Origin of the sequence: Rhodopseudomonas sp. G2_2311, assembly GCF_047501505.1 — a bacterium.
GTDB lineage: Bacteria > Pseudomonadota > Alphaproteobacteria > Rhizobiales > Xanthobacteraceae > Rhodopseudomonas > Rhodopseudomonas palustris_H.
Genome location: NZ_JAZDRK010000014.1, coordinates 69,075 through 96,003, shown reverse-complemented (window position 1 = coordinate 96,003; position 26,929 = coordinate 69,075). Strand labels below are relative to the sequence as shown.

At 64.8% G+C, this 26,929-nt stretch carries 25 protein-coding genes; 18 read left to right on the top strand and 7 right to left on the bottom strand.

What is annotated here, in order from left to right; genetic code table 11:
* Positions 1–25: 25 nt before the first annotated feature.
* The 10 genes from panE (at position 26) to VRZ08_RS17720 (ending at position 9,474) form a co-directional block, all read left to right on the top strand.
* Positions 26–946 (top strand): 2-dehydropantoate 2-reductase, encoded by a 921-nt coding sequence (gene panE / locus VRZ08_RS17765; protein WP_414533358.1) that lies wholly within the window; start codon positions 26–28, stop codon positions 944–946.
* Between the two features lie 312 nt (positions 947–1,258).
* Positions 1,259–2,905 carry a cytochrome-c oxidase, cbb3-type subunit I gene (gene ccoN / locus VRZ08_RS17760; RefSeq protein ID WP_107342297.1) on the top strand — a complete coding sequence of 549 codons (1,647 nt, stop codon included), beginning with the start codon at positions 1,259–1,261 and terminating at the stop codon, positions 2,903–2,905.
* Between the two features lie 12 nt (positions 2,906–2,917).
* Positions 2,918–3,652 (top strand): cytochrome-c oxidase, cbb3-type subunit II, encoded by a 735-nt coding sequence (gene ccoO / locus VRZ08_RS17755; protein ID WP_414533356.1) that lies wholly within the window; start codon positions 2,918–2,920, stop codon positions 3,650–3,652.
* Positions 3,653–3,661: 9 nt separating this feature from the next.
* Positions 3,662–3,826 (top strand): cbb3-type cytochrome oxidase subunit 3, encoded by a 165-nt coding sequence (locus VRZ08_RS17750; protein ID WP_107353670.1) that lies wholly within the window; start codon positions 3,662–3,664, stop codon positions 3,824–3,826.
* A 7-nt stretch (positions 3,827–3,833) separates the two neighbouring features.
* Complete coding sequence (gene ccoP / locus VRZ08_RS17745) at positions 3,834–4,715, top strand: cytochrome-c oxidase, cbb3-type subunit III (protein WP_011155587.1); 882 nt, start codon at positions 3,834–3,836, stop codon at positions 4,713–4,715.
* A gap of 116 nt (positions 4,716–4,831) precedes the next feature.
* Positions 4,832–6,289 carry a cytochrome c oxidase accessory protein CcoG gene (gene ccoG / locus VRZ08_RS17740; protein ID WP_263990037.1) on the top strand — a complete coding sequence of 486 codons (1,458 nt, stop codon included), beginning with the start codon at positions 4,832–4,834 and terminating at the stop codon, positions 6,287–6,289.
* Positions 6,290–6,308: 19 nt separating this feature from the next.
* On the top strand, positions 6,309–6,809 hold the full coding sequence (locus tag VRZ08_RS17735; protein ID WP_107346359.1) for a FixH family protein: 501 nt from the start codon (positions 6,309–6,311) through the stop codon (positions 6,807–6,809).
* Between the two features lie 34 nt (positions 6,810–6,843).
* A complete protein-coding gene (locus VRZ08_RS17730; protein ID WP_414533355.1) occupies positions 6,844–9,042 on the top strand; it encodes a cation-translocating P-type ATPase in 2,199 nt (732 codons plus the stop codon).
* Positions 9,033–9,218: a cbb3-type cytochrome oxidase assembly protein CcoS gene (ccoS, locus tag VRZ08_RS17725; RefSeq protein ID WP_107342292.1), complete on the top strand. Its 186-nt coding sequence runs from the start codon at positions 9,033–9,035 to the stop codon at positions 9,216–9,218. The genes VRZ08_RS17730 and ccoS overlap by 10 nt, the downstream gene beginning before the upstream one ends.
* Before the next feature lies 1 nt (position 9,219).
* A complete protein-coding gene (locus VRZ08_RS17720) occupies positions 9,220–9,474 on the top strand; it encodes a hypothetical protein (RefSeq protein ID WP_264053747.1) in 255 nt (84 codons plus the stop codon).
* An 84-nt stretch (positions 9,475–9,558) separates the two neighbouring features.
* Here VRZ08_RS17720 and VRZ08_RS17715 read toward each other — a convergent pair whose 3' ends face one another.
* A complete protein-coding gene (locus VRZ08_RS17715; protein ID WP_414533354.1) occupies positions 9,559–9,774 on the bottom strand; it encodes a hypothetical protein in 216 nt (71 codons plus the stop codon).
* Positions 9,775–9,961: 187 nt separating this feature from the next.
* Between VRZ08_RS17715 and VRZ08_RS17710 the strand changes: the two genes are divergently transcribed.
* The 4 genes from VRZ08_RS17710 to VRZ08_RS17695 all read left to right on the top strand — a co-directional run bounded on the left by VRZ08_RS17710 (position 9,962) and on the right by VRZ08_RS17695 (position 14,295).
* Positions 9,962–10,471, top strand: a complete 510-nt coding sequence (locus VRZ08_RS17710; protein ID WP_107353666.1) for an Lrp/AsnC family transcriptional regulator — start codon at positions 9,962–9,964, stop codon at positions 10,469–10,471.
* Positions 10,472–10,861: 390 nt separating this feature from the next.
* Entirely contained in the window at positions 10,862–12,553 is a 1,692-nt protein-coding gene (kaiC, locus tag VRZ08_RS17705; RefSeq protein WP_264074970.1) for a circadian clock protein KaiC, read from the top strand.
* A 9-nt stretch (positions 12,554–12,562) separates the two neighbouring features.
* Complete coding sequence (locus VRZ08_RS17700) at positions 12,563–12,847, top strand: circadian clock KaiB family protein (RefSeq protein ID WP_107353663.1); 285 nt, start codon at positions 12,563–12,565, stop codon at positions 12,845–12,847.
* Positions 12,847–14,295, top strand: a complete 1,449-nt coding sequence (locus VRZ08_RS17695; RefSeq protein WP_414533353.1) for an HWE histidine kinase domain-containing protein — start codon at positions 12,847–12,849, stop codon at positions 14,293–14,295. The genes VRZ08_RS17700 and VRZ08_RS17695 overlap by 1 nt, the downstream gene beginning before the upstream one ends.
* A 45-nt stretch (positions 14,296–14,340) precedes the next feature.
* On the opposite strand, the gene VRZ08_RS17690 is transcribed toward VRZ08_RS17695, so the two are convergent.
* A complete protein-coding gene (locus tag VRZ08_RS17690; protein WP_414533352.1) occupies positions 14,341–14,820 on the bottom strand; it encodes an Lrp/AsnC family transcriptional regulator in 480 nt (159 codons plus the stop codon).
* Positions 14,821–14,946: 126 nt separating this feature from the next.
* Between VRZ08_RS17690 and hppD the strand changes: the two genes are divergently transcribed.
* On the top strand, positions 14,947–16,065 hold the full coding sequence (gene hppD, locus VRZ08_RS17685) for a 4-hydroxyphenylpyruvate dioxygenase (RefSeq protein ID WP_414533351.1): 1,119 nt from the start codon (positions 14,947–14,949) through the stop codon (positions 16,063–16,065).
* Positions 16,066–16,345: 280 nt separating this feature from the next.
* On the opposite strand, the gene gyrB is transcribed toward hppD, so the two are convergent.
* The 5 genes from gyrB to rpsT form a co-directional block, all read right to left on the bottom strand.
* Positions 16,346–18,787 (bottom strand): DNA topoisomerase (ATP-hydrolyzing) subunit B, encoded by a 2,442-nt coding sequence (gyrB, locus tag VRZ08_RS17680; RefSeq protein WP_414533350.1) that lies wholly within the window; start codon positions 18,785–18,787, stop codon positions 16,346–16,348.
* Between the two features lie 216 nt (positions 18,788–19,003).
* Positions 19,004–20,143: a DNA replication/repair protein RecF gene (gene recF / locus VRZ08_RS17675; RefSeq protein WP_414533349.1), complete on the bottom strand. Its 1,140-nt coding sequence runs from the start codon at positions 20,141–20,143 to the stop codon at positions 19,004–19,006.
* Positions 20,144–20,342: 199 nt separating this feature from the next.
* Positions 20,343–21,461: a DNA polymerase III subunit beta gene (gene dnaN, locus VRZ08_RS17670; RefSeq protein ID WP_107342280.1), complete on the bottom strand. Its 1,119-nt coding sequence runs from the start codon at positions 21,459–21,461 to the stop codon at positions 20,343–20,345.
* A 241-nt stretch (positions 21,462–21,702) separates the two neighbouring features.
* Positions 21,703–23,121 carry a chromosomal replication initiator protein DnaA gene (dnaA, locus tag VRZ08_RS17665; RefSeq protein ID WP_107342279.1) on the bottom strand — a complete coding sequence of 473 codons (1,419 nt, stop codon included), beginning with the start codon at positions 23,119–23,121 and terminating at the stop codon, positions 21,703–21,705.
* Between the two features lie 1,235 nt (positions 23,122–24,356).
* Positions 24,357–24,623: a 30S ribosomal protein S20 gene (rpsT, locus tag VRZ08_RS17660; RefSeq protein ID WP_107346358.1), complete on the bottom strand. Its 267-nt coding sequence runs from the start codon at positions 24,621–24,623 to the stop codon at positions 24,357–24,359.
* Positions 24,624–24,987: 364 nt separating this feature from the next.
* Here rpsT and VRZ08_RS17655 point away from each other — a divergent pair, with 364 nt between their 5' ends.
* The 3 genes from VRZ08_RS17655 to VRZ08_RS17645 all read left to right on the top strand — a co-directional run bounded on the left by VRZ08_RS17655 (position 24,988) and on the right by VRZ08_RS17645 (position 26,902).
* A complete protein-coding gene (locus VRZ08_RS17655; RefSeq protein ID WP_107357337.1) occupies positions 24,988–25,305 on the top strand; it encodes a hypothetical protein in 318 nt (105 codons plus the stop codon).
* A 168-nt stretch (positions 25,306–25,473) separates the two neighbouring features.
* Positions 25,474–26,130: a peptide-methionine (S)-S-oxide reductase MsrA gene (gene msrA, locus VRZ08_RS17650; RefSeq protein WP_414533348.1), complete on the top strand. Its 657-nt coding sequence runs from the start codon at positions 25,474–25,476 to the stop codon at positions 26,128–26,130.
* Positions 26,131–26,260: 130 nt separating this feature from the next.
* On the top strand, positions 26,261–26,902 hold the full coding sequence (locus VRZ08_RS17645; protein WP_107346355.1) for a polysaccharide biosynthesis/export family protein: 642 nt from the start codon (positions 26,261–26,263) through the stop codon (positions 26,900–26,902).
* Positions 26,903–26,929 lie beyond the last annotated feature (27 nt).

Sequence of the window (26,929 nt, the reverse complement as noted above, 5' to 3'; positions counted from 1 at the left end):
ACTCGCGAAAATTCGGGAGGACGTGATGCGGATTCTGATCGTTGGTGCCGGTGCGATCGGCGGATATTTCGGCGGGCGCCTGCTGCAGGCTGGCCGTGACGTGACGTTTCTGGTGCGGCCGGGCCGTGCGGCGGAATTGGCGCGCGACGGGTTGGTGATCAAGAGTCCGCACGGCGACGCGCAAATCGCAAATCCGCCTGCGCTGCAGGCTTCGGCGCTCGCTCCCGATTACGATCTGGTGGTGCTGAGCTGCAAGGCATTCGACCTCGACGACGCGATCGCGTCATTCCGGGGCGGCGTCGGGCCTTGCACCACGATTCTGCCGCTGCTCAACGGCATGAAGCATCTCGATGTGCTGGACGCTGCATTCGGCCGCGACCGCGTGCTCGGCGGCCAATGCGTGATTGCGGCGACGCTCGATGCGCAGCGCCATGTCGTCCAGCTCGCGCCGATGAGTGCGATCACCTTCGGCGAGCGTGACGGCGCGATGTCGGAACGCGTGACGCAGATCGCTGCCGCGCTCGGCGGCTGCGACTTCGGCGTCAACGCCTCGCCGGTGATCATGCAGGAGATGTGGGAGAAGTGGGTGTTTCTGGCGACGCTCGCCGGATCGACCTCACTGATGCGGGGTGCGGTCGGCGACATTCTCGCCGCGCCCGGCGGTGCCGACTTCATGCTCGGGGTGTTCGACGAGATCACCACGATTGCGGCGGCGGCCGGCCATGCGCCGCGCCAAGCCTCGGTCGAACGCACCCGCGGCATGCTGCTCGCCGAAGGCTCGACGCTGACGGCTTCGATGTTTCGCGACATCCAGGCTGGCGCCCGGATCGAAGCCGATCACGTGATCGGCGACCTCATCGTCCGTGCCGATGAGGCGAAGGTTCCGGTGCCACGGCTGCGGGTGATCTACACCCACCTCAAGACCTATGAACGACGCCGTCCCTGACCGCCGTCAGACTGGTTTTCCCGCACTGCGGAAGCGAATGAAAGTCATTTGCTGAGCCGCGCCTCATTCTTTGGTCGAACGTTCCATTTGGGGTGTTCGTCCGTCCTCGTACGCAGCCGAGGGCAGCCCGCGCAAGTCGCGATGGTTCTTGCAATTTCGAGGCATTTCATCGAAAAGCAGCAAGTGTCGATCGCACCGCACAAAACGCGCGTCGTCGTGGCGCAAATTTGGGCATTTTGATTTCAATCAAACGTGCGGTCCCGAAACCGGGGATGGTGCAGTCACCTGCCCGCCGAAGAAAAGATTGATCAGATGAATCAAGCCCTGAATTCGAAGCGGATCACCCTTGGCGAGGGTGGTCTCACGGTCGTGTTCGCATTGACCACGATCCTGTCCATCTATGCGGCGATCTACGCCAAGGATGCTCCCTTCGCATTTCATGCCGCGCTCGCGGCCGCGTTCAGCGCCTGGGCGGTGTTCGCGATCATCGTTCGGCATCGCAGCCGTTCGGGCCTGCCGCCGCAGGAAATCAACGGCGCTCCGAATTACAATCTCGGGCCGATAAAGTTCCTCTCCTTTATGGCAATGTTTTGGGGCATCGCCGGATTCTCGGCTGGCCTCTACATCGCCCTGGAACTCGCCTATCCGGGCCTGAACATCGCCCAGTGGGTCAATTTCGGCCGGCTTCGTCCGCTGCACACTTCGGCGGTGATCTTCGCGTTCGGCGGCAACGTGCTGCTGGCGACCTCGTTCTACGTGGTGCAGAAGACCACCCGGGCCCGGCTCGCCGGTGACCTCGCGCCGTGGTTCGTGGCGATCGGCTACAACTTCTTCATCGTCATCGCGGGCACGGGCTATCTGCTGGGCGTCACCCAGTCGAAGGAATACGCCGAGCCGGAATGGTACGCCGACCTGTGGCTGACCATCGTCTGGGTCACCTACCTGCTGGTGTTCCTGGCCACCCTGATGAAGCGCAAGGAACCCCACATCTACGTGGCGAACTGGTTCTATCTCGCCTTCATCATCACCATCGCGGTGCTGCATCTCGGCAACAACCCGACTCTGCCGGTCAGCTTCCTCGGCTCGAAGTCCTACATCGCCTGGTCGGGCGTGCAGGACGCGATGTTCCAGTGGTGGTACGGCCACAACGCGGTCGGCTTCTTCCTCACCGCCGGCTTCCTCGCCATCATGTACTACTTCATTCCGAAGCGGGCTGAGCGGCCGGTCTATTCCTACCGGCTGTCGATCATCCACTTCTGGGCGCTGATCTTCCTGTACATCTGGGCCGGTCCGCACCACCTGCACTACACCGCGCTGCCCGACTGGACGCAGACCCTCGGCATGACCTTCTCGATCATGCTGTGGATGCCCTCATGGGGCGGCATGATCAACGGCCTGATGACGCTGTCGGGCGCCTGGGACAAGCTTCGCACCGACCCCGTGCTGCGCATGATGGTGGTGTCGGTCGCCTTCTACGGCATGTCGACCTTCGAAGGTCCGATGATGGCGATTAAGGCGGTCAACTCGCTCAGCCACTACACCGACTGGACCGTCGGTCACGTCCACTCCGGCGCGCTCGGCTGGGTCGGCTTCGTCTCCTTCGGCGCGCTGTACTGCCTGGTGCCGTGGGTCTGGGGCCGCAAGCAGCTCTACAGCATCCGCCTGGTGAACTGGCACTTCTGGATCGCGACCCTCGGCATCGTCCTCTACATCTCGGCGATGTGGGTGTCGGGCATCCTGCAAGGTCTGATGTGGCGTGCTTACACCTCGCTGGGCTTCCTCGAATACTCGTTCATCGAGTCGGTCGAAGCGATGCACCCCTTCTACGCCATCCGCGCCGCCGGCGGCGGCCTGTTCCTGATCGGCGCGCTGATCATGGCCTACAACCTCTGGATGACCGTCCGCGTCGGCGAACGGTCCGAGGCTCAGCCTCGCGTCGCCCTGCAGCCTGCCGAGTAAGGAGAGCAAACAATGTCAATCTGGGCTCGGCACAAGATCTTCGAGACCAACTCGGTCGTCCTGATCGTCGGCATCCTGCTCGTGATCGCGATTGGTGGTCTCGTCGAAATCACCCCGCTGTTCTACCTCAAGAGCACCATCGAAAAGGTCGACGGGGTGCGTCCTTACACTCCGCTCGAACTGGCAGGCCGCAACATCTACATCCGCGAGGGCTGCTATCTGTGCCACTCGCAGATGATCCGTCCGCTGCGTGACGAGACCGAGCGTTACGGCCATTACTCGCTGGCTGCGGAGTCGATGTACGACCATCCGTTCCAGTGGGGTTCCAAGCGCACCGGTCCGGATCTCGCCCGGGTCGGTGGCAAGTACTCCGACGATTGGCACGTCGCGCATCTGAAGAATCCGCGTTCGATCGTGCCGCAGTCGGTGATGCCGAACTACGCGTTCCTCGCCGACAGCAAGGTCGATCTCGCCAGCCTGTCGGATCACCTCAAGACCAACCGTACCCTCGGCGTACCTTACAGCGACGAGGACATCGCCAAGGCGGCAGCCGACGCCAAGGCGCAGGTCGATCCGGAAGGCGCCGACGCGGCCGATCTGCAGAAGCGCTACCCCAAGGCGGTGGTGCGCAACTTCGACGGCCAACCGGGTGACCCGACCGAGCTCGACGCGCTGGTCTCGTACCTGCAGATGCTCGGTACCCTGGTCGACTTCAAACTGTACGACGAAAAAGCGAACCTTCGCTGAGGCGGCGACATGAAAGCGATCATCTACTTCGACAACATCGCGTCCAGTCTCGTCACGACATGGTGGACGCCGCTGTTCATGGCCATCTTCGTCGCCATCGTGGTGTATGCGCTCTGGCCGAAAAACAAACAGGCGTTCGACGAGGCCGCCCAGATGCCGCTTCGAGAGGACTGAGACGACCATGGCTGACCATGCACATCACGGCGAAATCGACAAAGTCACCGGCACGGCCACGACCGGCCATGAGTGGGACGGCATCCAGGAACTGAACACGCCGCTGCCGCGGTGGTGGATCTGGACGTTCTACGCCACCATCATCTGGTCGATCGGCTACTTCATCGTCTATCCGGCGTGGCCGCTGATGAACGGCTACACCCGCGGCCTGTTCGGTTACTCTTCGCGTGCCGAACTCGACGTCGATCTCGCCAAGCTCAATCAGGTTCGCGGCGAGAAGATGCAGGCGCTGGCGACTGCCTCGCTCGAAGAAATCGAGAAGAATCCGGCACTGCTTGCTCTGGCCCGCGCCAAGGGCAAGGTGGTGTTCGGCGACAACTGCGCGCCGTGCCACGGCTCGGGCGCTGCCGGCGGCAAGGGCTTCCCGAACCTCAACGACGACGATTGGCTGTGGGGCGGCTCCCTCGAGCAGATCGAAAAGACCATCAAGTACGGCGCGCGCTCCGGTAACGACGAAGGCCACATGGGCAACATGCTGGCGTTCGGCAAGGACGGCACGCTGACCAAGGACCAGATCGTTCAGGTCGCCAACTTCGTTCGTTCGCTGTCGGGCCAGTCGACCCGGCCGGGCGTCGATCTGGCGGCCGGCAAGCAGATCTTCGCGGAGAACTGCGTTGCCTGTCACGGTGAAGACGCCAAGGGCAATCCCGAACTTGGTGCGCCCAACCTGACGGATAAGATCTGGCTGTACGGTGGTGACGAAGCCACCATCATCGAGACGATCACCAACGGCCGCGGCGGCGTGATGCCGGCGTGGATCGGTCGCCTCGATCCCACCACCATCAAGGCGATGGCGGTGTACGTCCACTCGCTCGGCGGCGGCAAATAGCCGACGCTCGCGGGCGCGCAGAACCTTGTGTGTTGGGGGACACGCGAGGTTGTGATCTGCGCGCCCGGAATTGAGCTTGCGCTCGACGATAGAAGAAGTGGAAAAGAACCCTCGATATGAACAAGCCCCTGCGCGCGACGGACCTGCAGCCGGACGACGACGGACCGCTGTACACGGCCCAAAAGAAAATCTTCCCCCAAAGCGTATCCGGCCCGTTCCGGCGAACCAAATGGATCCTGATGGCGGTCTGCCTCGGGATCTATTACTTTTTGCCCTTCGTGCGATGGAACCGCGGTCTCGGCGCCCCCGATCAGGCGGTGCTGATCGACCTCGCCAATAACCGGTTCTACTTCTTCGCCATCGAGCTGTGGCCGCAGGAAATCTATTACTTCACCGGCCTGTTGATCGTCGCCGCGATCGTCCTGTTCCTGATGAACGCGCTCGGCGGCCGGGTGTGGTGCGGTTATCTCTGCCCGCAGACGGTCTGGACCGATCTGTTCTACGCGGTCGAGCGGTTCGTCGAAGGCGATCGCCGCGAGCGGATGCGCAAGGCCGGCGAAGGCTTCAAGATGCAGCGCGCGGCGGAACTCGCGCTCAAGCACTCGATCTGGCTGATGATCGCGTGGTGGACCGGCGGCGCCTGGGTTCTGTACTTCGCCGACGCCCCGACCCTGATCAAGGAGCTGGTCACCTTCGATGCGCCGATGGTGGCGTATATCTGGATCGGCATCCTCACCTTCACCACCTACACGCTGGCCGGCTTCATGCGGGAGCAGGTCTGCGTCTATATGTGCCCGTGGCCGCGCATTCAGGCGGCGCTGACCGACGAGTGGGCGCTCAACGTCACCTATAAGTACGACCGCGGCGAGAAGCGTTCGTCGCTCAAAAAGGCGGCGCAGCTCCGCGCGATCGGCGAGCCGGTCGGCGATTGCGTCGACTGTAACCAGTGCGTCGCCGTGTGCCCGACCGGCATCGACATCCGCAACGGACCGCAGCTCGACTGCATCCAGTGCGGCCTGTGCATCGACGCCTGCGACAACGTGATGAAGAAGATCGGCCGCCCGACCCGGCTGATCGGCTATGACAACGACATCAACATCCATCGCCGGATGGAGGGCAAGCCGGAGGTCTTCAAGCCGGTCCGCGCCCGTACCGTGATTTACTCGCTGATCATCGTCGCGATCGGAGGTGCGATGGTTTACAAGCTGGCGAACCGCAGCCTGCTCGACGTCAACGTCCTGCACGACCGCAACCCGGTCGCGGTGCGGCTGTCCGACGGCTCGGTGCGCAACGGCTACACCATCCGCTTCCTCAACAAGCGCGGCTTCGACCGCGTGGTGGCGGTCGACGTCGAAGGTCCGCCGAATGCGATGATCCACATCGTCGGTGCGGACTCGATCACCCCGTCCCGGCCGATGATCATCCTCGGCCGCGACACCACCACCGAGCTGCGGGTGCTGGTCGACTCCAACGCAAACGATGACGTGCCGCAGTCGGTGCCGGTGACCTTCCATGTCACCGATATCGGGCTGGGCGAGGTCGCCTCCACCAAGGACGTCTTTGTCACGCCCTGATCCGAACCGGAGCCTTATGATGAGCCGTTCGCAATCATCGCCGCGTCCTCTCACCGGCAAAGTCGTTCTCGCCGTCCTGGTGGCGTTCTTCGGCATCGTGTTCGGCGTCAACGGACTGATGATGACGCTGGCGATCAAGACGCTGCCGGGCACCGAGGTCGACAGCGCCTATGCCGCGAGCCTCGCTTACGAGCGTGAGATCGCAGCCGCGCGTGATCAGGATCAGCGCGGCTGGAAGGTCGAAGCCAAGGTCGAGCGCAAGCCCGATGGCGCCGCCGTGCTGCAGGTCGAGGCCCGTGACAAGGCCGGCCTGCCGCTGGCCGGTCTGAACTTCTTCGGCCGGCTGGAGCGGCCGTCCGACAAGCGCTACGACCGCGAGGTTGCGCTCGCGGAGGTCGGCAGCGGCGTGTACCGCGGCGACGCTAATGGCGTGCTGCCGGGCCGTTGGGATCTGGTTCTGGAAGGGGATCAGGGCGGCGTTCGCATGTTCCTCTCCAAGAACAAGCTGCTGTTGAACTAAGCGCCGCTCCGGCAGGCGTGACGAGGATCGCCGAATGCTGCAGACGCGGGATTTCTCTCACTACGTCAAAGACGTCGACGGCCGGATCGCGCATCTCGACCTCGCGGTGGAAGGCGTTCACTGTGCCAGCTGCATGGCCAAGATCGAGCGCGGTCTGCAATCGATCCCGGACGTGACGCTGGCCCGCGTCAATCTCACCGATCGCCGTCTCGCGGTGGAGTGGAACAAGGGCAGCACGCTGGAGCCCGGCCAGTTCATCGATCGCCTCGCCGAGCTCGGCTACAAGGCTTACCCCTACGAGCCGGTGCGGGCCGAAGTCGAAGAGGCTGAGCGCACCAAGTTCCTGCTGCGCTGCCTCGGCGTCGCGGTGTTCGCCACCATGAACGTGATGATGCTGTCGGTGCCGGTGTGGTACGGCGGCGATCTCAGTCCTGAGGCACGCGACTTCTTCCATTGGCTGTCGGCGCTGGTGGCGCTGCCCTGCGCCGCCTATGCGGGGCAGCCGTTCTTCCAGTCGGCATTCCGCGCGCTGAAGGCCAAAAGCGTCAACATGGACGTGCCGATCACGATCGGCATCACGCTGGCGCTCGGCATGTCGCTGGTCGAGACCATCAATCACGCCGAGCACGCTTACTTCGATGCCGCCGTGATGCTGATCGCGTTCCTGCTGGCGGGCCGCTTCCTCGACCAGAAGATGCGGCAGAAGACCCGCGCGGTCGCCGGCAATCTGGCCGCCCTGAAGGCCGAGACCGCCACGAAATTCGTCGGCCCCGATGAGATCAGCGAAGTGCCGATCGCCGCCGTCCGCGCCGGTGACATCGTGCTGCTGCGGCCCGGCGAGCGCTGCGCCGTCGACGGCACCGTGATCGAAGGCCGTTCCGAGATCGACCAGAGCCTGATCACCGGCGAGACGCTGCATGTGCCGGCCGAGCGCGGCACCCAGGTTTATGCCGGCACGTTAAACGTCTCCGGTACGCTCCGCGTTCGCGTCGCTGCGGCCGCAGAGGGCACGCTGCTGTCCGAGATCACCCGGCTGCTCGACCACGCGCTGCAGGCCCGCTCGCGTTATGTCCGGCTCGCGGACCGCGCCTCGCAGCTCTATGCGCCGGTGGTGCACGCCACCGCGCTGCTGACGATCATCGGCTGGGTGCTGGCCGGTGCGGGCTGGCACGATTCGATCGTAATCGGCATCGCGGTGCTGATCATCACCTGCCCCTGCGCGCTCGGCCTCGCTATTCCGGCGGTGCAGACCGTCGCATCCGGCGCGATGTTCCGCGCCGGCGTGCTGCTCAACGCCGGTGACGCGATCGAGCGCGCCGCATCGGTCGACACCATCGTGTTCGACAAGACCGGTACGCTGACGCTGCCCGAGCTGGATGTCGTCAACGCCGCCGGCATCCCGCCCGAGGTGTTCGAGCTCGCCGGCCGGCTTGCGCTGGCCAGCCACCATCCGGTCGCCGCCGCTGTGGCGCGCGCCGCGCACGCCAAGTCGCCGCTGCCCAACGTGGTCGAAGAACCCGGACGCGGCGTCCGCACCAGCTTTGGCGGCGAAGAATTGAGGCTCGGCAGTCCGGCGTTCTGCGGCGCCGATGCTGAAGCCAATCAGATCCTCAGCGAAGACCCCGAAGTCTCCGTGGTGGCGTTCAGCCGCGGCGAACAGCGGGTGGTGTTCGCCGTGCGCCAATTGCTGCGTCCCGATGCCGCCAAGACGATCGACGCCTTGATGAATCGCGGCATCGCGGTGGAGCTGCTGTCGGGTGATCGCGAACCGGCGGTGCGCCATGCGGCCGATGCGCTCGGCGTGTCCGCCTGGCGCGCCGGCGTGACGCCGGCCGAGAAGATCGCCCACATCGAGGCGCTGAAAAAGCAGGGCCGCATCGTCATGATGGTCGGCGACGGCATGAACGACGCACCGTCGCTGGCCGCTGCGCACGTCTCGATGTCGCCGATCAGCGCCACCCATCTCAGTCAGGCCACCGCCGATCTGGTGTTCCTCGGCAAGGAGCTTGCGCCGGTGCTGGCCGCGGTCGATTATTCGCGTAAAGCGATGGCGGTGATGCGGGAAAATCTCGGTCTGGCCATCGGCTACAATGTGCTGGCGGTACCGATTGCGATCGCAGGCTATGCCACACCGCTGATCGCGGCGCTGGCGATGTCGGGATCGTCGCTGCTGGTGATGCTGAATGCGATGCGGGCCCGCCGCGTTCGCCCGGGAGCCGCGGCATGGAAGTAATGGTGATCCTGGTCCCGCTGGCGCTCGGGCTCGGCCTGCTCGGACTGATTGCGTTTCTGTGGTCGCTGAAGAGCGGCCAGTACGAAGATCTCGACGGAGCCGCCTGGCGAGCGATCGCCGACGACGATCCGCCCTTGCCACCGCCGGCGACTGCGCCGGCAGAAAAGCGAGGCTGATATGGCGATGCTCACTTATGACGACCGGCCGCGGATCGCGGTCGCGTTCGAGGCTCCGGCCAAGCCCGCTGCCCCACCGGTGATCGATCCGGCGCCAGCGCCAGGACCTGCCGCCACCGAGGCGCCGATCGAGCCGGACGAGGACGTTCAGGAGCGCTGGCTCCAGGCGCAGCCCTGGCCGCGCCGCTGGTTTGCCCGGTTCTACCGCGCGCTGCGCAAGCTGCAGCCGGCGTTTCCGCCGATGTCCTGCTGCTGAGCGGCCGGTTCCCTCCTGCTCAGCAGATCGACGTAAGATCAAAGCTTTAAGCGCGCTTCATCTGGGTGAAACAGAGCGCGGCTATCAGGCCGGCGTACCCGCTCCCCCGAGCGAGTCGACGACCAACGAAGTGCCGCCATGTCCCATGCCTTCATCATCGAAGTGAATTCGCGCGCCGCCGGTATAGTGGTTCGCGACGGTCGCAGTTTCCGTTTCCACGCCGCTAGCGACGACTTCTCCGGGCTCGAAGGGCAGGGCTTCCGCTCGCCCGGAGATGCGCACAAAGCGGCGGTCCGTCATCTCGAAACCTCACCCAGCGGCCGCGGACCTAAGCTGAGGGTTGCTTAACCCCCTCAACTTGCTGGCGTTTCGATCAAGGCGGCTCAGGTCGCAGCTGGCTTCCTGGGCCGGAACCTAGTGCTTGCGAGAAATTTCTTTCCATATAAGATGCGTCACACCATCGAATTTGGAAGAAAGTTCTCTCGTCATGACCGACATCGACAGCGTCGTCGCCGAATCCAGCCGTCGGCTCGATGCGATTGACCGCAAAATTCTGACCGTGCTGCAGCAGGACGCCTCGCTGTCCGTGGCCGAGATCGGCGATCGGGTCGGGCTGTCGTCGACCCCGTGCTGGAAGCGGATCCAGCGGCTCGAGGCCGATGGGGTGATCATCAAGCGGGTCGCCCTGGTCGACCAGGACAAGATCGGCCTAGGCCTGTCGGTGTTCGTCTCGATCGAGAGCGGCGACCATTCCGACGCCTGGCTGAAGACCTTCGCCGACGCCGTCAGCGCGATGCCCGAGGTGATCGAGTTCTACCGGATGGCCGGCGATGTCGACTACATGCTGCGCGTCGTCGTCGCCGACATGCGCGCCTACGATCAGTTCTACAAGAAGCTGATCGGCACGGTGGCGCTGAAGAACGTCACCTCGCGCTTCGCAATGGAGAAGATCAAGTCGGTGACGGCACTGCCGGTGCCGCCGATGCCGGTATCCTAATCGCTGGGTCGTTGAGGCGGCTGTTGCTAATAGAGCCGCGTAAATTTGGACATCGACGAGCGGCTATCCAATCTGAGGCACTTCGGGCGACAGCCGAGGTGCCTCAGCCCGCTTCCAGCTCAAGCCGGGCTCCGAAGCCTATCGTGAGCTCGGCTGTGAGGGGAGATATCGGCGCCGGACTGATCGATCCTGATCGTGATCTGTTTCGAGACACCAACGCGGCGCGCCAGGCGCGGGACCGTCAAGTTGGTTTGACAGTCAGGTAGGATCAGCCGCCGCAACGCAGAAAGCCCCGTTTCGTTCCCGCGTCGGACACCAGGATTTTCGCAGGGCTTCCACTAGGCAGCGAGTTCCTGTTCTCCTACAAATCGCAAAACGGCCTGGGGTACGATGGCGGACGGCATATCCAAATCTCTGACGGGGATCGAAGGGTTCGACGATCTCACCCTTGGCGGCTTGCCCTCCGGGCGCCCCAGTCTGGTGTGCGGCTCGGCCGGCTGCGGCAAGACGCTGTTCGCCTCCACCTTCCTGATCAACGGCGCGCGCTTCTATGACGAGCCCGGCGTGTTCGTCACCTTCGAAGAGCGTCCGGTCGACATCGTCGATAACGTCGCCTCGCTAGGCTTCGACCTGCAGGGACTGATCGAGCAGGAGCGGGTGCTGATCGAGCACATCGCGATCGATCCGACCGAGGTCGCCGAAGTCGGTGACTACGATCTCGAAGCGCTGTTCTTGCGGCTGGAGTTTGCGGTCGACCAGATCGGCGCCAAGCGGATCGTGCTCGACACCATCGAGAGCCTGTTCTCGGCGTTTCAGAACCCCGCCGTGCTGCGTGCCGAAATCCGGCGGCTGTTCGATTGGCTGAAGCAGAAGGGGCTCACCGCGGTCATCACCGGCGAGCGCGGCGACGGCACTCTGACCCGGCAGGGGCTGGAGGAGTACGTCTCCGACTGCGTCATCCTGCTCGATCATCGCGTCGACAATCAGATTTCGACCCGCCGGCTGCGCATCGTTAAATACCGCGGCACTGCGCACGGCACTAACGAATATCCGTTCCTGATCGACGAAGAGGGCTTCAGCGTTCTGCCGGTGTCGTCGCTCGGGCTGTCACATAAGGTGCACGAGGAGCGGATCTCGAGCGGCGTTCCCGACCTCGACGCGATGCTGTCCGGCGGCGGGTTCTATCGTGGCACCAGCGTGCTGATCACCGGCGTCGCCGGTTCGGGCAAGAGTTCGCTGGCCTGCATGATGGTCGACGCCGCCTGCCGGCGCGGCGAGAAGGCGCTGTATCTGTCGTTCGAGGAATCCGAGGCGCAGACCGTCCGCAACATGAAGTCGGTCGGCACCGATCTCGGCCGCTGGCTGAGCAGCGGCCAGCTTCGCTACATCGGGGCGCGGCCGACCTTTTACAGCCTGGAAATGCACCTGGCGGTGATGCTGCGCGAAGTCGCGCGTTTCAAGCCGGACCTCGTGGTGCTCGATCCGATCTCGGCGTTCACGGAGAGCGGGCAGATCGGCGAAGTGCAGTCGATGCTGCTGCGGATCGTCGACTATTTGAAATCCAACGGGATCACCGGCGCCTTCACGCATCTTGCGCACGGCGCTCAGACCGAAACCGACGCCGGGCTGTCGTCACTGATGGACGCCTGGATCCTGCTGCTCAATCGCGAAGCGCACGGCGAATTCAATCGCGAGCTCTATCTGCTCAAGGCGCGCGGCATCGCGCACTCCAACCAGGTGCGCGAGTTCGTGATGTCGAACGACGGCATCCATCTGTTGCCCCCCTATCTCGGCGAAGGCGGGGCTCTGACCGGGTCGGCACGCCGGGCCGAAGAAGCCAAGGCGCGCCGCGCCGAACGCGAGCGCCGCGTCGAGGTGGCGCGGGTGCAGGATCAGATCGAGCAGCGCCGCCGGCGTGCGCTCGCGCAGATCGAGGCGCTGAAGGCCGATCTGGCGGTCGACGAGGCCGAGCTGCAGCGGCTCACGCAAGATGAAGTCAGCTTCCGGGCGCAGAGCGAGCGCGATGTCAGCGAGATGGCGCGGAGCCGGGGCCTGATCGGCTCGCCCGACGACACCGAATAGGGGACGACGATGGCTGATCCGATCAAACTGGTGCTGTACGTCGCCGGCGAGACGCCGAAATCCCTCGCGGCGATCCGCAATCTCGAGAAGATCTGTGCCGAGCATCTGGCCGGCAAGTACAAGGTCGAGGTCATCGACCTGAAGAAGCAGCCGCAGCTCGCTCGCGAGCACGGCATCGTGGCGATCCCGACGCTGGTTAAGGAGCTGCCGGTGCCGATCCGCAAGATCATCGGCGACCTGTCCGATACGCCGAAAGTTCTGGTGCATCTGGCGGTGGAGGAGTCGTCCTCGTGATGTCGGCGGTCTCGGCGCTGAGCAGGGCGGAACTGGAAGCCCGGCTTGAGGAGGCCGAGGAGACGCTGCGGGCGATCCGCGACGGCGAAATCGATGCGGTCGTGGTCCGCGGCGCCGATGAAGAGCAGGTGTTCACGCTCGAAGGCGGCGGCCAGTCCTATCGCACCTTCATGGAAGCGATGGACGTCGGGGCCGCGGCGTTTGATCAGGACGGCCAGCTCCTCTACGCCAATCAGGCGCTGTGTGCGCTGCTCGACTGCGCCCATGGCTCGCTGACCGCATCGGCGCTGATCGGACTGCTCGATCAGGTGAACCAGGCGGCGTTCCGTCGCCTGCTGGCGCAGGCCCAGCGCGAACGGCAATCCGCCGAAATCCACCTGCGGGTCGGCAGTGCCGAACGCAGCATGCTGCTCACCGGCACGCCGCTGGAGTTCGGCGTGGTCCGCGGCGCGGCGATCACCTTCACCGACATCAGCGAGCGCGAGCAGGCCGCCGCTGCCCGCGAGTCCGAGCGGCTGGCGCGCGCGATCCTGGCTTCGGCCAATGAGGCGGTGATCGTCTGCGACCGCGCCGGCCGTGTCACCCATCTCAACGGCGCCGCGATGCGGATCTGTGCCGAGGCGCCGGTCGGCAAGACCTTTGCCGAGGCGATCGCGCTGAGTTTCCCCGAAGCGTCCGAACTGATGAGCAGCGACGACATCGTCGTGATGGCGACCGCGGGGTTGCCGGTGCAGGGGCTGGAGGCGGCGGTGCGCACCCCCTCGGCCGCGATCACCGACGTGATGATCAGCGCGGCGCCGCTGGTGGTGTCGGGCGAGCGCACTCAAGGCTGCGTCGTGACGCTGGTCGACCTGTCGCAGCGCAAGGCCGCCGAGCGGCATCAGGCGCTGCTGATGGGCGAGCTTGACCATCGGGTGAAGAACACGCTGACCATGGTGATGGCGATCTGCGCCCGCACCGCCGCGCACGAGCGCACCATCGAGGATTTCCAGAAATCCTTCACCGGCCGGATCCAGGCGCTGGCTGCCACCCACACGCTGCTGTCGAATGCCTCGTGGCAGAACCTGCAGATCCGCGATGTGCTGGCCGCCGAGCTGGCGCCGTTCGCCTCGCTGTCCAGCGGCCGTATCGTCACCGACGGGCTTGATATCGCCGTCGACGCCAAGACCGCAGTGTCGCTCGGTCTGGTATTTCACGAACTCACCACCAACGCGGTGAAATACGGTGCCTTGTCGGTGCCGTCGGGGCGGATCTCGGTGCGCCGGGTCGCCGCCACCGACGAGGCGCTGACGATCGAATGGCAGGAGCACGACGGCCCGCCGGTCACGCCGCCGCAAAGCTCTGGCTTCGGTCAGACGCTGATCTCGCGCAGCCTTGGCAATGGCGGCGCCAAGCTGGAGTTTCCTCCCACCGGCGTGGTTTGTCAGATCTCGATTCCGAGGAGCTGATCGACCACGGTCGAGCCTGCATCCGATCGCTGTCGTCCAAAAAACTCAGCCGTCCGTGAGCTGTTTCAGCGGAAGCCGTGCGCTTTCCTTGAGGCGATCGAGCACAATTGACGAGCGCACATGCGCGACGCTCTGGTGCGGCATCAGCACGTTGTTGACGAGGTCGGAGAGGCCTTTCAGGTCGCGGAGCACGGCCTTCAGCACGTAGTCCGCGTCGCCGGTCAGCGAATAGGCTTCCTGCACTTCGTCGATCCGCCCGACCAGCGACCGGAATTTCTCGGCATTGCCCGGCGAATGCGTCGCCAGGGTGATCTGGATGAAGGCGACCACGCCGAAGCCGAGCGCGTCGCCGGACAGCTCGGCCCGATAGCCGGTGATGATGTTGTCCTGCTCCAGCCGCATCCGCCGCCGCGAGCATTGCGACGGCGACAGCTGCACCCGGTCGGCCAGCTCCTGGTTGGTGAGGCGGCCATCGTCCTGCAGCGCGCCGAGGATCTTCAGGTCGAACGCATCGACAGATATCATGCACGAAAGCCCAGTTTGATGCACGGATCGTGCACAGGCTAGCGCGATCCGCTCGCATTTGCACGCCTCTTGCGGGCGGGGCGGACGATACTACCGGCTCAAAGAACCAATCTGGAGGAGCCGCCGATGGGACCATTTCCGCATGATGCGCAGCCGGCCACGATCAGCGCCGACAATCCGATGGGCACGGATGGCTTCGAGTTTGTCGAATTCGCCCATCCGGATCCGGCGCAGCTTCATAGCCTGTTCAAGCTGATGGGGTTCAGCCTGGTTGCGAAGCATCGCACTAAGGCGATCTCGGTCTATCGCCAGGGTGACGTCAACTATCTGCTCAATGAGCAGCCCGGCACTCACGGCACCGACTTCGTCACCGCGCACGGCCCCTGCGCACCGTCGATGGCGTTCCGGGTGGTCGATGCCAAGCAGGCCTATGAGCGGGCGATCGCACTCGGCGCTGAACCGGCCGGCGTCACGGCCGCGCAAGCCACGCTGGACGTCCCGGCCATCAAAGGCATCGGCGGAAGTCTGCTGTATTTCGTCGATCGCTACGGCGCCAAGGGCTCGGCTTATGACGCCGAGTTCGACTGGGTCGGCGGCCGTGATGCCCGGCCCATCGGGGCCGGCCTCTATTACATCGATCACCTGACCCACAACGTCCATCGCGGCCGCATGGACGTATGGACGGAGTTCTACGCCAGGCTGTTCAACTTCCGGCAGATCCGCTTCTTCGACATCGAAGGCCGCGCCTCCGGCCTGTTCTCGCGGGCGCTGACCAGTCCGGACGGCAAGATCCGGATTCCGATCAACGAGGATGCCGGCGATTCCGGCCAGATCGAAGAATATCTCAACCTGTATCGCGGCGAGGGTATTCAGCACATCGCCTGCGGCTGCCGCGACATCTACAGCACCGTCGAAGGCCTGCGCGCCGCCGGCCTGCCGTTCATGCCGTCGCCGCCCGAGACGTATTTCGAGCGCGTCGATGCACGGCTGCCAAAGCATGGTGAGGATGTTGCCCGGCTGCAGCGGAACGGCATCCTGATCGACGGCGAAGGCGTTGTGGATGGCGGTCAGACCAAGGTGCTGCTGCAGATCTTCTCGGCCAATGCGATCGGCCCGATCTTCTTCGAATTCATCCAGCGCAAGGGCGATGACGGCTTCGGCGAAGGCAACTTCAAGGCGCTGTTCGAGTCGATCGAAGAAGATCAGATCCGTCGCGGTGTGCTGAAGGCAGGGAAGGCGGCGTAGCGCGAGATGCCCGGCGCGTTTGACTCATCAGAGTGAAACGCCACGGGACCGACTTCTCAGCGTTCTTGTTGGCCGCTTAGTTCACCCAGGGATCCGTCATGGCCCGGCTTGTCCCGGCCAGCCACTCCTCGTGTCGGCACTTTCGCCAGCAAGGCGTGGATGCCCGGCACAAGGCCGGGCATGACGCGCGGAGACGTCAGCGCCCCATCGAGAAGGCGCGTCATCGGCAGACGCCGGATGAGGATGTGGTCGTCGGGAAAGCTCCGATCGACGACGTAAGTTACACGTCCACGGTCGCGTGCAGCGAGTTTTCCTGGATGAACTCGCGGCGCGGCTCGACGACGTCGCCCATCAGCTTGGTGAAGATGTCGTCGGCTTCATCCACCTCGCGCACCTTCACCTGCAGCAGCGAACGGGCGTTGGTGTCGAGCGTGGTCTCCCACAGCTGTTCCGGGTTCATCTCGCCGAGGCCTTTGTAGCGCTGCAGCGTCACGCCCTTGCGGCCGGCGTCGGTCACCGCCTCGAACAGGCTGACCGGGCCGTGGATCGCGGTTTCGGCGTCCTTGCGACGCAGCAGGCCGGGCCGCGGATACACTTCCTGCAGGATGGCGGCGTATTCGTCGAGCTTGCGCGCATCGGCCGAGCCGAGCAGCGCATCGTCGATGGTCGCGACTTCCTTGACGCCGCGCACCGTGCGCTCGAATGCGAAGCCTTCGCCTTCGATGAAGCGGCCGACCCAGCCGCGTTCGACCTCGTCGGCCAGCGCATCGAGCCGCCGCGCAATATAGGCGGCAGCGTCATTGGCGGTGGCGATATCGGTGGTGATCCGCGGGCTGAGCACGCCGGCGATCGCCGCCTGCTCCACCACGCTGCGGTTATAGCGGCTGTGCAGATTGTGCAGCGTGCTGCGGATCACGCGCGCATCCTCGACCAGCTTCAACAGGTCGCGGCGGCCGCGCTCTTCGCCGGTTGCCAGCTTGAACACGCAATCGTCGAGGCCGGTGGCGATCAGATAGTCTTCGAGCGCGCGTTCGTCCTTGAGATACTGCTCGGACTTGCCGCGCGTCACTTTGTAGAGCGGCGGCTGCGCGATGTAGAGATAGCCGCCCTCGATCAGCGCCGGCATCTGCCGGAAGAAGAACGTCAGCAGCAGCGTGCGGATGTGCGCGCCGTCGACGTCGGCGTCGGTCATCAGGATGATCTTGTGGTAGCGCAGCTTCGACAGGTCGAAGTCTTCGCGGCCGATGCCGGTACCGAGCGCGGTGATCAGCGTGCCGATCTGCTCGGAGCTCAGCATCTTGTCGAAGCGCGCGCGCTCGACGTTGAGGATCTTGCCGCGCAGCGGCAGCACGGCCTGAAATTCGCGGTTGCGGCCCTGTTTGGCGGAGCCGCCTGCCGAGTCACCCTCGACGATGAACAGTTCGGATTTGGCCGGATCGCGCTCCTGGCAGTCGGCGAGCTTGCCGGGCAGCGAGGCGATATCGAGCGCGCCCTTGCGCCGGGTCAGCTCGCGCGCCTTGCGGGCGGCTTCGCGGGCAGCGGCGGCTTCGACCACTTTGCCGATCACGATCTTGGCTTCGGACGGATGCTCTTCCAGCCAGGCCGCGAGCGCTTCGTTGATGACGTTTTCGACCACCGGCCGCACTTCCGAGGACACCAGCTTGTCCTTGGTCTGCGACGAGAACTTCGGGTCGGGCACCTTCACCGACAGCACGGCGGTGAGGCCTTCGCGGCAGTCGTCGCCGGTCAGCGCGACTTTCTCTTTCTTGGAGCCGGCCTCGGCATAGCCGGTGATCTGCCGCGTCAGCGCGGCGCGGAAGCCGGCCAGATGGGTGCCGCCGTCGCGCTGCGGGATGTTGTTGGTGAAGCACAGCACGTTCTCATGATACGTGTCGTTCCACCACAGCGCGGCTTCGACCGCGATGCCGTTCAGTTCGGCGCCGATCACCACCGGGGTCGGCACGATCGGCTTCTTGTTGCGATCGAGATATTTGACGAATTCGGTGACGCCGCCCTCGTAGCGCATCTCTTCGCGCTTCTCGACCGCGTGGCGCATGTCGGACAGCACGATGTAGACGCCGGAATTGAGGAAGGCGAGTTCGCGCAGCCGGTGCTCCAGCGTGGCAAAGTTATATTCGATGTGCGTGAACGTTTCGGCCGAGGCATAGAACGTCACTTCGGTGCCGCGCTTGCCATTGGCGTCACCGACGACTTTCAAAGGTGCCACCGCGTCGCCGTGGGCGAATTCGATGTAGTGCTCCTTGTCGTTGCGCCACACCCGCAGCATCAGCTTGCTCGACAGCGCGTTGACGACCGAGACGCCGACGCCGTGCAAACCGCCCGACACCTTGTAGGAGTTCTGGTCGAATTTTCCGCCGGCGTGCAGTTGGGTCATGATGACCTCGGCAGCCGACACGCCTTCGCCCTTGTGAATGTCGACCGGGATGCCGCGACCGTCGTCGCGCACCGTCACCGAGCCGTCGGCGTTGAGGATTACCTCGACGCGGCTGGCATGGCCGGCCAACGCTTCGTCGATCGCGTTGTCGACGACTTCGTACACCATGTGGTGCAGGCCGGAGCCGTCGTCGGTGTCGCCGATATACATGCCCGGCCGCTTGCGAACGGCATCGAGGCCCTTCAGCACCCGGATCGATTCCGCGCCATATTCGGCCGGCGCGGGATGCACGGATTCGGCAGAGGGCTGCCGGGCAGGTTCAGTCATGCAGGGACCTTCAGGATTGCGATCGAATCGGCGTGCGCCATTCGTTGCGAAGCGCTCTTTTGTGCCATGAAAGGAGGGTCGTCACCAGCGCAAAGTCGCGCCGTTCAACCCGTTGAAGAGATAGAGATTTTAGCCGCGTTCGCAAGCCTCGCGAAGGCCGATTCGGCGGCCGCTGCAAACCGCGGCCAAGCTGCCGATTTTGCGCGTCTCAGCGCCTCATCCGCGCGGCCTGATTCGCCCGTTTTCGACGTCGAAAATGCCTGCTGCCGGACCGATCTCGGCAAACGCCAAAGGATCGGCGCCAGTCATCCAAACCTGTGCGCCGAGCTTGCCGAGTTCGGTGAACAGCGCTGCGCGGCGGCCGGGGTCGAGGTGCGCCACCACTTCATCGAGCAGCAGCAGCGGCGTGATCGAAGTGGTTTCGGCAACGAGCTGCGCGTGCGCCAGCACCAGGCCGATCAGCAGGGCCTTCTGTTCGCCGGTGGAGGCGTCGTGCGCCGGCATCGCCTTGGGCGCGTAGATCACTTCGAGATCGGTAAGGTGCGGGCCGTCGAGCGTGCGGCCGGCGGCGGCGTCGCGGCCGCGGCTGTCGCGCAGGATGGCGCGGTAGCGGTCTTCCACCGCGGTCGCCGGCTCGGATGTCAGCGCGTTCTCCATCCAGCCGTCGAGCATGATCTTGGCGGAGGGAAATGCCGAGGTTGCGCCGCGGGCGTCGAGCATCGCGGCGAGTTTGAGCGCGGTCTGGCCGCGCTGGGCTGCCACCGCGATCGCAAGCTCCGCGGTTTCGCGCTCGATGGCGTCGAGCCAGTGCGAGTCGGCGTTGCGGATATCTTCGAGAAGCCGGTTGCGCGACCGCAGGCTGCGATCGAGCGCCGAAACCCGGGCCGAATGGCCGCTGTCGATCGCCAGCACCAGGCGGTCGAAGAATCGCCGGCGTTCCGAGGCCGCGCCCATGAACAGCCCGTCCATCGACGGCGTCAGCCACACCATCCGCAGATGATCGCCGAACGCGGCCGCCGACCCGACCGGCTCGCGGTCGATCCGGCAGCGCCGCGTCGTGGTGGTGTCGCCGCGTGGCGGCTCGATCCCGGTGCCGAGCGTCGCCAGCCCGAGCGCGCCTTCGACCTCGGCCGACACCGCCCACGAGCCGTCGCCCTCATGATCGGCGACGTCTTCCAGCGTCGCGCGCCGCAAGCCTCGGCCCGGCGACAGAAACGAGATCGCCTCCAAACAGTTGGTCTTGCCGGCGCCGTTCGGCCCGACCAGCACCACCTGCTCGGCCGTCGTGGTCAGCGACGCCCCGCGATAGTTCCGAAAATGCGTCAGCGTCAGGCGTGTGATGCGGGCGGCGGTCATGATGAGGGTGTCATTGCCGGGCTTGACCCGGCAATCCAGCGTCCGCGCCAGCGGACAAAATTATCGTCGAGATCCGGCGACGTCTCGCTGGCCGCAACGCTTGGGTCACACGAACAAGATGAGTTGCCGGGTCAAGCCCGGCAATGACGAATTCGGCTCCAACCGTGCGATGACGATGGTGCTATTGAAGCGGCTCGTATTACACCCGCATCGGCATCAGGACGTACAGCGCATTCTTGGAGTCGCGGTCCTGGATCAGGGTCGGCGAGCCGGGATCGGCGAGCTTGAGCACGGCGACTTCGCCTTCGATCTGCGCGGCGATGTCGAGCAGATAGCGCGAGTTGAAGCCGATATCGAGCGGATCGGACGCGTATTCGACTTCGAGTTCTTCGGTCGCGCTGCCGGAATCCGGATTGGTCACCGACAGCACCAGCTTCCCGGCGGACAGTGCCAGCTTCACGGCGCGGCCGCGTTCAGAAGAGATCGTCGAGACGCGGTCGACCGCGGCTTCGAAGTCCTTCTTGTCGACCAGCAGTTCCTTGTCGTTGTTCTGCGGGATCACGCGTCCATAGTCGGGGAAGGTGCCGTCGATCAGCTTGGAGGTCAGCACGACGTTGCCGAGCGTGAAGCGGATTTTGCCGGTCGACAGTTCGATGCCGATCTCGGCTTCGGTGTCTTCAATCAGCCGCTGCACTTCGCCCACGGTCTTGCGCGGCACGATCACGCCGGGCATGCCGTCGGCGCCGCTCGGCAGCGTCAGGTCGAGCTGCGCCAGCCGGTGGCCGTCGGTCGCAACCGCGCGCAGGCTCGAAGCCTTGGGGCTGCCGGCGGTGTGCAGATAGATACCGTTGAGATAATAGCGGGTCTCTTCGGTCGAGATCGCGAACTGAGTGCGATCGATCAGCCGCTTGACGTCGGAGGCCGGCAGCCGGAAGGCGTGGCTCATCTCGCCGGCGGCGAGATCCGGGAAGTCGCTCTCCGGCAGCGTCTGCAGCGTGAACCGCGAGCGGCCGGCGCGGATCGCCAGCACCGAGCGGTCGCCGTCGCTCTCGAGCACGATCTGCGAGCCGTCCGGCAGCTTGCGGACGATGTCGTAAAACATGTGCGCCGGCACGGTCGTCGAACCCGCGGTCGCGGTTTCGGCCGGCAGCGTCTCGGTGACCTCGAGGTCGAGGTCGGTCGCCTTCAGCGCGAGCTGCGCGTTTTCGGCGCGCACCAGCACGTTGCCGAGGATCGGGATGGTGTTGCGGCGCTCGACCACGCGATGCACGTGGCTCAACGACTTCAACAGTTGCGCGCGTTCGACCGTGACCTTCATTGCAAAACCCGCCTGCTCCGCGCCCACATCGTGTGATGAAGCTGCCGGATATGATGGAGGTGCCCGGCAGCCGTTGCGGCGCCAAGGCCATTGGCACCCGCTGAGGTCGCCCGGACCCCGCGGGGGGTCCGCAGGGTGGCGTGGTTGAGCGATCGACGCAAGAGCACGCGACCGCCGCCGGCGCAAATTTCCCCGAGATTCGGCCCGAGAATGAAGGCCGGCTGTAGCGAGCGCGAGCGCCTTACTCCTGAAGCTGGCGCTTCAGGGATTCGACCTCGTCCGACAGCGTGGTGTCCTTGGACACCAGCCCTTCGATCTTGCGCACGGCATGCAGCACCGTGGTGTGGTCGCGTCCGCCGAAGCGGCGGCCGATCTCCGGCAGCGAGCGCAGCGTCAGCGTCTTGGCCAGATACATCGCGACCTGACGCGGCCGCACCACATTGGCGGTCCGGCGCGACGACAACAGATCGGAGCGGCTGACATTGTACTGCCGCGCGACGATGCGCTGAATGTCTTCGATCTTGATGCGCTTGGGCTCGGACGGGCGGATCAGGTCGCGCACTTCGTGCTCGGCCATCTCCAGCGTTACCGGCTGATTGTTCAGTTTGGAATGCGCCAGCAGGCGATTGATCGCGCCTTCGAGATCGCGGCCGTTATGCGTGATGGTGCGGGCGAGATATTCGAGCACCGGCTGCGGCACGTCGAAGCTGACGTGATGGGTGCGGGCCGCGACCACGCGCGAGCGCAGGATGCCGAGGCGCAGATCTTCGCCGAGCGGGGCCATTTCGACGACGAGACCGCCGGCGAGCCGCGAGCGCACGCGCTCGTCGAGGCTTTCCAGATCGGCCGGCGGCCGGTCGGCGGCCACCACCACCTGGCGGCCGGCGTCGATCAGCGCGTTCAGCGTGTGGCAGAACTCGGCCTGAGTGGTCTTGCCCTGCAGGAATTGAAGATCGTCGATCACCAGCACGTCGATGCCGCGCAGCGCTTCCTTGAAGGCGAGCGAGGTCTGCGTCTTCAGCGCCGCGACGAAGCCGTACATGAACTTCTCGGCGGTGAGATACAGCACCTTGCGTTCGGTGCCGGCATTGCCGGCCCAGGTCACGGCCTGCAGCAGATGGGTTTTGCCGAGACCGACGCCGGAGTGAATGTAGAGCGGATTGAACATCACCGGGTCGCCGCGGCGGCCTTCGGCCACCTGCTTGGCCGCGGCGTGCGCCAGCGTATTGGAGCGGCCGACCACGAAGCTCGCAAACGTCAGGCGCGGATCGAGCGGCGAGCCGCCGAGCGCATCGTGATTGGCCGAGACCGGCGTCGCGCCGTTGCTGCGTTCAGCCGACGGACGCTGCTCATCGCGGCGGCTCTCCACCGGCGCCGGCGCTTCCTTGGCGGGCGCTGCACAGCGCACCGGAGAACGTACGGTGAGATCGACGCGATTGACCTCCGGCAGTTCGGCCTGCCAGCACGACAGCACCTTGTCGGAGTAGTGCGTCTGAATCCAGCTCTTCAGGAACCGGGTCGGCACCGACAGGTGCACGCTCTCGTCCTGGACGCTTTCGAGGTCCATCCGCGCGAACCAGCTCGAATAAACGTCCTCGCCGACGCTCGAGCGCAAACGGCCCTTCACGCGTGACCAGCGATCCTGTTCCATGTTCGACATTTCAGCAGCTTTTCAATTCCAGAGTTACGGGCCATCGCAGCGGCGAGCCATGACGGCTCACGCCATCGCCGCGACCAGCGAGTTGAGTTCGGACATGGCTCCGCCGCTTCGGCTGAAGCAGCCGGCGTCAGATCAGGGCCGAAGAGAGATGGAAAAAAGTCAGCTCAGCGGAGGACTCGACGGATAAACCGGAGTGTGAGCACGGCAATGACTATTGAAAAACGCATGGCCCGCGAAGGCGGAAAATTCAACCGGATGATCGGCAGGTTCGAATGATACGTCGACTTCGGTGCTCATGAAACCTCCCCCTCTCGCCGCGCTTGCGCGCGGCCAGACGTCGCCAAAACAAAACCGCGTCGATGCTCTCACCAAGACTGCGTCTGCATTCCGATGGATCGCCGGTGCCGTCGTTCGTCAGAAACCTTCGAACGAAGGCCTCTGCTTGAATTCAGACACGGCTTCGCCAGCCCCATATTGCTATGAGTTGCAGTTCGACCGTCATTTGGAAAAGCCACCAACATGCACACCGCCGCCGATTTGCATGTCCGCCCTTGGTTCTCAAACCGCGCTGATCTGAAGAGCCGTGGGCGTCGCGGGTGGACTATGAAAACCACGACGGCCCCTCCGCTGCAATGGATATGATTCCGAGGGGAGGGTGAAGATTTCGCCTCGACCGGTAGCAGAACAGGCAACTAATCACTTCGGGATCGGCAAGATTTTGAATCTGTGCATAGATTCGATGTGCGCTGCGAGCGTGACATTTTGGCCGCGTGCCTAAAAGAATTTCATGAATCCTTTACCTTTGACGCTCGGGCGAGGGCGTTTTCCAAATGGTCGTCCGCGCTTTGCCGATAAGTGGTTCGCTCGCCGCGGATTTTTGTGAGCGCTCGGACAGGGTAACCCTTGTCACAAACGACCGCGTAGTTGCACGAGGAAGCGCGCGCCGAAAGTCAAGCGAGTCCGACAAAGATCGGAGTTCCTGCTGTGCCGCAGCGTTTTCTTGAGCCGCGCGTCAAGCACGGTTGACGCTTGGTGGTGTGTTGTTCCGGAACGAGGCAGGTGACGGCGAAGACGCGCGTCATTCGATTCAAATTATGAGCGAGCGCGTACCGTAATCGAGTGAGCAACTACACGACCGGGCGCGGCGAGTATGACTATGCTGGCGCAAGCTGTCGCCGAAAAAGAAAATGCCCGGCAGAGCCGGGCATCGAAACCATCCAAGATGATGGTGAGAATTACTTCGCCAGCTTGGCGATGCTGTGGGTCAGGCGCGACACCTTCCGGCTCGCGGCGTTCCGGTGGATGATGTTGCGCTGCGCAGCGCGCATCAGCTCGGGCTCGGCGCGAGCCATCGCCTTCAGCGCCGCTTCGCGGTCGCCGCTCGCGATCGCCTCTTCGACGGTCCGGACCGACCCACGCATCTGAGTCCGACGCGACTTGTTCACCGCGGTGCGCCGGGCGATCTTGCGGGTCGCTTTCTTGGCGGAAGACGTATTAGCCATGATCTCTCAAATCCTGCAGCGGCCTCTGCTCGAGCGGCCGGGGCTGATTGGCGGAGCCGCAATCGCGACGCGCCGTGTGTTCCGGATGTTGCTGAAGATGCTCCCGGAGCCGACACGGCCGCAATTCACGGCGCCGCCCAAAGAACAGCGGCGGCAGGATCGCCCCTACCGCCATCGGCCGCGTTATACTGGCAGTGCCTTCCAGCGTCAACGGGGACGCGCGGGTCTAGGGCCCGGGGCGGTTCCGGCCGAGGGCTTGAGACACCCCAGATGTGGTCCAAGTTGCTGGCGAGGTTGAATTCTGCCGTTCCGCCCGGTAAGCCCGGCCTGGGGCACAGGCGAATTTCTGATCGGGGTGGTTGAGATGATCCGCGGCTTCTTTCGGCTGATCGGCCTGCTGTTCCTGACCGGGGGGTTCATCTTCCTGGTCTATGACGGCGCGCGGTCGGTCGCCGACAATTCGGTGCAATGGACCAAGCTCGGCGACTTCTGGAACGACATCCACCAGGCCAGCCAGCAGTCGTTTCGCGACTGGGTCGAGCAGACCGCGCCGTGGCTTTGGACCCACGTGGCCAAGTTCGTGCTGACGCAGCCGACCTTCGCGGTGCTGGGCGTGATCGGGCTGGCGCTGATGCTGCTGTTCCGTCCGCGCAAGCCGCTGATCGGCTACGCCCGCGACTGACGGGCAGAGCGCGGCGTAACAATCTCGCCGCCGCTGCGAAGACACCTATATCCTGAAATTGAGTTGAGAGCCGATTGCATCAGCGCCACGCTGAGGCTCGGCTTTCGCCATCATGCGTGCGCGGACGCGCGGCACCCGCCGCCATCGGCCGCGCCGGGAGGGTCTTCGATGTTCTTCATGCGCAAATCGACCGCGATGCCGAGTGCCGACGAGGCTTTGCCGGGCCGGCCGACGCCGATCCCGACGGCACGGACGCATTTCGTGAACGGCAACCGGCTGCAGCCGCCGTTCCCGGAAGGCCTGCAGCAGGCGGTGTTCGGGCTCGGCTGCTTCTGGGGCGCGGAGCGCAAGTTCTGGCAGCTCGGCGACGGCGTTTACAGCACCGCGGTGGGCTATGCCGGTGGCTTCACGCCCAATCCGACCTACGAGGAAGTCTGCTCGGGCCGCACCGGCCACACCGAAGTGGTGTTGGTGGTGTTCGATCCGGCCACGATCTCCTACGAGGCGCTGCTCAAGACGTTCTGGGAAAGCCACGACCCGACCCAGGGGATGCGGCAGGGCAACGACGTCGGTTCGCAGTATCGCTCGGCGATCTACACGTTCGGCGACCACCAGAAGCGCGCGGCGGAAGCCTCACGCACGACCTATGGCGCGGCGCTGAAGGCCAAGGGCTATGGGCCGATCACCACCGAGATCGCGCCGTCCGGTCCGTTCTATTATGCCGAGGACTACCACCAGCAATATCTCGCCAAGAATCCCGGCGGCTATTGCGGGCTCGGCGGCACTGGCGTGTCGTGCCCGGTCGGGGTCGGCGTCACCGCTTGACGATCGCATCGTCCGCCGCCCCGGCGGCGGACGGGCCTCGCGCGAGTACGGGGGCGGAAGCCAAACCCAAACCGTTTGTTAACCCTAACGGGGCATAAACGAAGCTGTCTCGTGGCAAGGGATAGCTCCAGTGCGTGTCGTAGGCGCGTTTCAAGTATCGATGATCATCGTGGCGACCGCGCTCGCGCTGGGCGGCTGCATGCGGCGGCCTGGGCCGGTCGCGATGGTGCAGCCACAGAACACCCTCGACACCATGGCCTATGGCGGCGGCGTTCCGCCGATGGCGGCTGCCTATGCGGCGCCGAGCGGGGAGCCGGCGTACCGGCTCGACGCCGGCGATCGGCTGCGCGTCGTGGTGTACGGACAGGAAGGGCTCACCAACACCTATGCGATCGATGCCGCCGGTTCGATCACCATGCCGCTGATCGGCGCGGTGCCGGCACGCGGTCGCACCCCCGCCGGTCTGGCCGCCGAGATCACCGCGCGGCTACGCCGCGGCTTCATTCGCGAGCCATCGGTCGCGGTCGAAGTGGAATCGTATCGGCCGTTCTTCATCCTCGGCGAGGTCACGGCGCCCGGCCAATACCCGTACGTGCCGCATATGAGCGTCGAGAGCGCGGTTGCGATTGCCGGCGGCTTCACCCCCCGCGCCCAGCGCGACCGGGTCACGGTGACGCATCCGGAAGGCGGCGGCATGGTGCGCGAGGTGGTGCCGCTCGGCACGCCGCTGAGCCCCGGCGACACCGTCTATGTCGGCGAACGCTGGTTCTGAGCCGGCGAGTGCGCCGTCCGATCCTGC

Excerpts from the sequence above, each read along its gene's own strand:
- panE (WP_414533358.1), top strand. The coding sequence starts at position 26 with ATGCGGATTCTGATCGTTGGTGCCGGTGCGATCGGCGGATATTTCGGC.
- ccoN (WP_107342297.1), top strand. The coding sequence starts at position 1,259 with ATGAATCAAGCCCTGAATTCGAAGCGGATCACCCTTGGCGAGGGTGGT.
- ccoO (WP_414533356.1), top strand. The coding sequence starts at position 2,918 with ATGTCAATCTGGGCTCGGCACAAGATCTTCGAGACCAACTCGGTCGTC.
- VRZ08_RS17750 (WP_107353670.1), top strand. The coding sequence starts at position 3,662 with ATGAAAGCGATCATCTACTTCGACAACATCGCGTCCAGTCTCGTCACG.
- ccoP (WP_011155587.1), top strand. The coding sequence starts at position 3,834 with ATGGCTGACCATGCACATCACGGCGAAATCGACAAAGTCACCGGCACG.
- ccoG (WP_263990037.1), top strand. The coding sequence starts at position 4,832 with ATGAACAAGCCCCTGCGCGCGACGGACCTGCAGCCGGACGACGACGGA.
- VRZ08_RS17735 (WP_107346359.1), top strand. The coding sequence starts at position 6,309 with ATGAGCCGTTCGCAATCATCGCCGCGTCCTCTCACCGGCAAAGTCGTT.
- VRZ08_RS17730 (WP_414533355.1), top strand. The coding sequence starts at position 6,844 with ATGCTGCAGACGCGGGATTTCTCTCACTACGTCAAAGACGTCGACGGC.
- ccoS (WP_107342292.1), top strand. The coding sequence starts at position 9,033 with ATGGAAGTAATGGTGATCCTGGTCCCGCTGGCGCTCGGGCTCGGCCTG.
- VRZ08_RS17720 (WP_264053747.1), top strand. The coding sequence starts at position 9,220 with ATGGCGATGCTCACTTATGACGACCGGCCGCGGATCGCGGTCGCGTTC.
- VRZ08_RS17715 (WP_414533354.1), bottom strand. The coding sequence starts at position 9,774 with ATGACGGACCGCCGCTTTGTGCGCATCTCCGGGCGAGCGGAAGCCCTG.
- VRZ08_RS17710 (WP_107353666.1), top strand. The coding sequence starts at position 9,962 with ATGACCGACATCGACAGCGTCGTCGCCGAATCCAGCCGTCGGCTCGAT.
- kaiC (WP_264074970.1), top strand. The coding sequence starts at position 10,862 with ATGGCGGACGGCATATCCAAATCTCTGACGGGGATCGAAGGGTTCGAC.
- VRZ08_RS17700 (WP_107353663.1), top strand. The coding sequence starts at position 12,563 with ATGGCTGATCCGATCAAACTGGTGCTGTACGTCGCCGGCGAGACGCCG.
- VRZ08_RS17695 (WP_414533353.1), top strand. The coding sequence starts at position 12,847 with ATGTCGGCGGTCTCGGCGCTGAGCAGGGCGGAACTGGAAGCCCGGCTT.
- VRZ08_RS17690 (WP_414533352.1), bottom strand. The coding sequence starts at position 14,820 with ATGATATCTGTCGATGCGTTCGACCTGAAGATCCTCGGCGCGCTGCAG.
- hppD (WP_414533351.1), top strand. The coding sequence starts at position 14,947 with ATGGGACCATTTCCGCATGATGCGCAGCCGGCCACGATCAGCGCCGAC.
- gyrB (WP_414533350.1), bottom strand. The coding sequence starts at position 18,787 with ATGACTGAACCTGCCCGGCAGCCCTCTGCCGAATCCGTGCATCCCGCG.
- recF (WP_414533349.1), bottom strand. The coding sequence starts at position 20,143 with ATGACCGCCGCCCGCATCACACGCCTGACGCTGACGCATTTTCGGAAC.
- dnaN (WP_107342280.1), bottom strand. The coding sequence starts at position 21,461 with ATGAAGGTCACGGTCGAACGCGCGCAACTGTTGAAGTCGTTGAGCCAC.
- dnaA (WP_107342279.1), bottom strand. The coding sequence starts at position 23,121 with ATGTCGAACATGGAACAGGATCGCTGGTCACGCGTGAAGGGCCGTTTG.
- rpsT (WP_107346358.1), bottom strand. The coding sequence starts at position 24,623 with ATGGCTAATACGTCTTCCGCCAAGAAAGCGACCCGCAAGATCGCCCGG.
- VRZ08_RS17655 (WP_107357337.1), top strand. The coding sequence starts at position 24,988 with ATGATCCGCGGCTTCTTTCGGCTGATCGGCCTGCTGTTCCTGACCGGG.
- msrA (WP_414533348.1), top strand. The coding sequence starts at position 25,474 with ATGTTCTTCATGCGCAAATCGACCGCGATGCCGAGTGCCGACGAGGCT.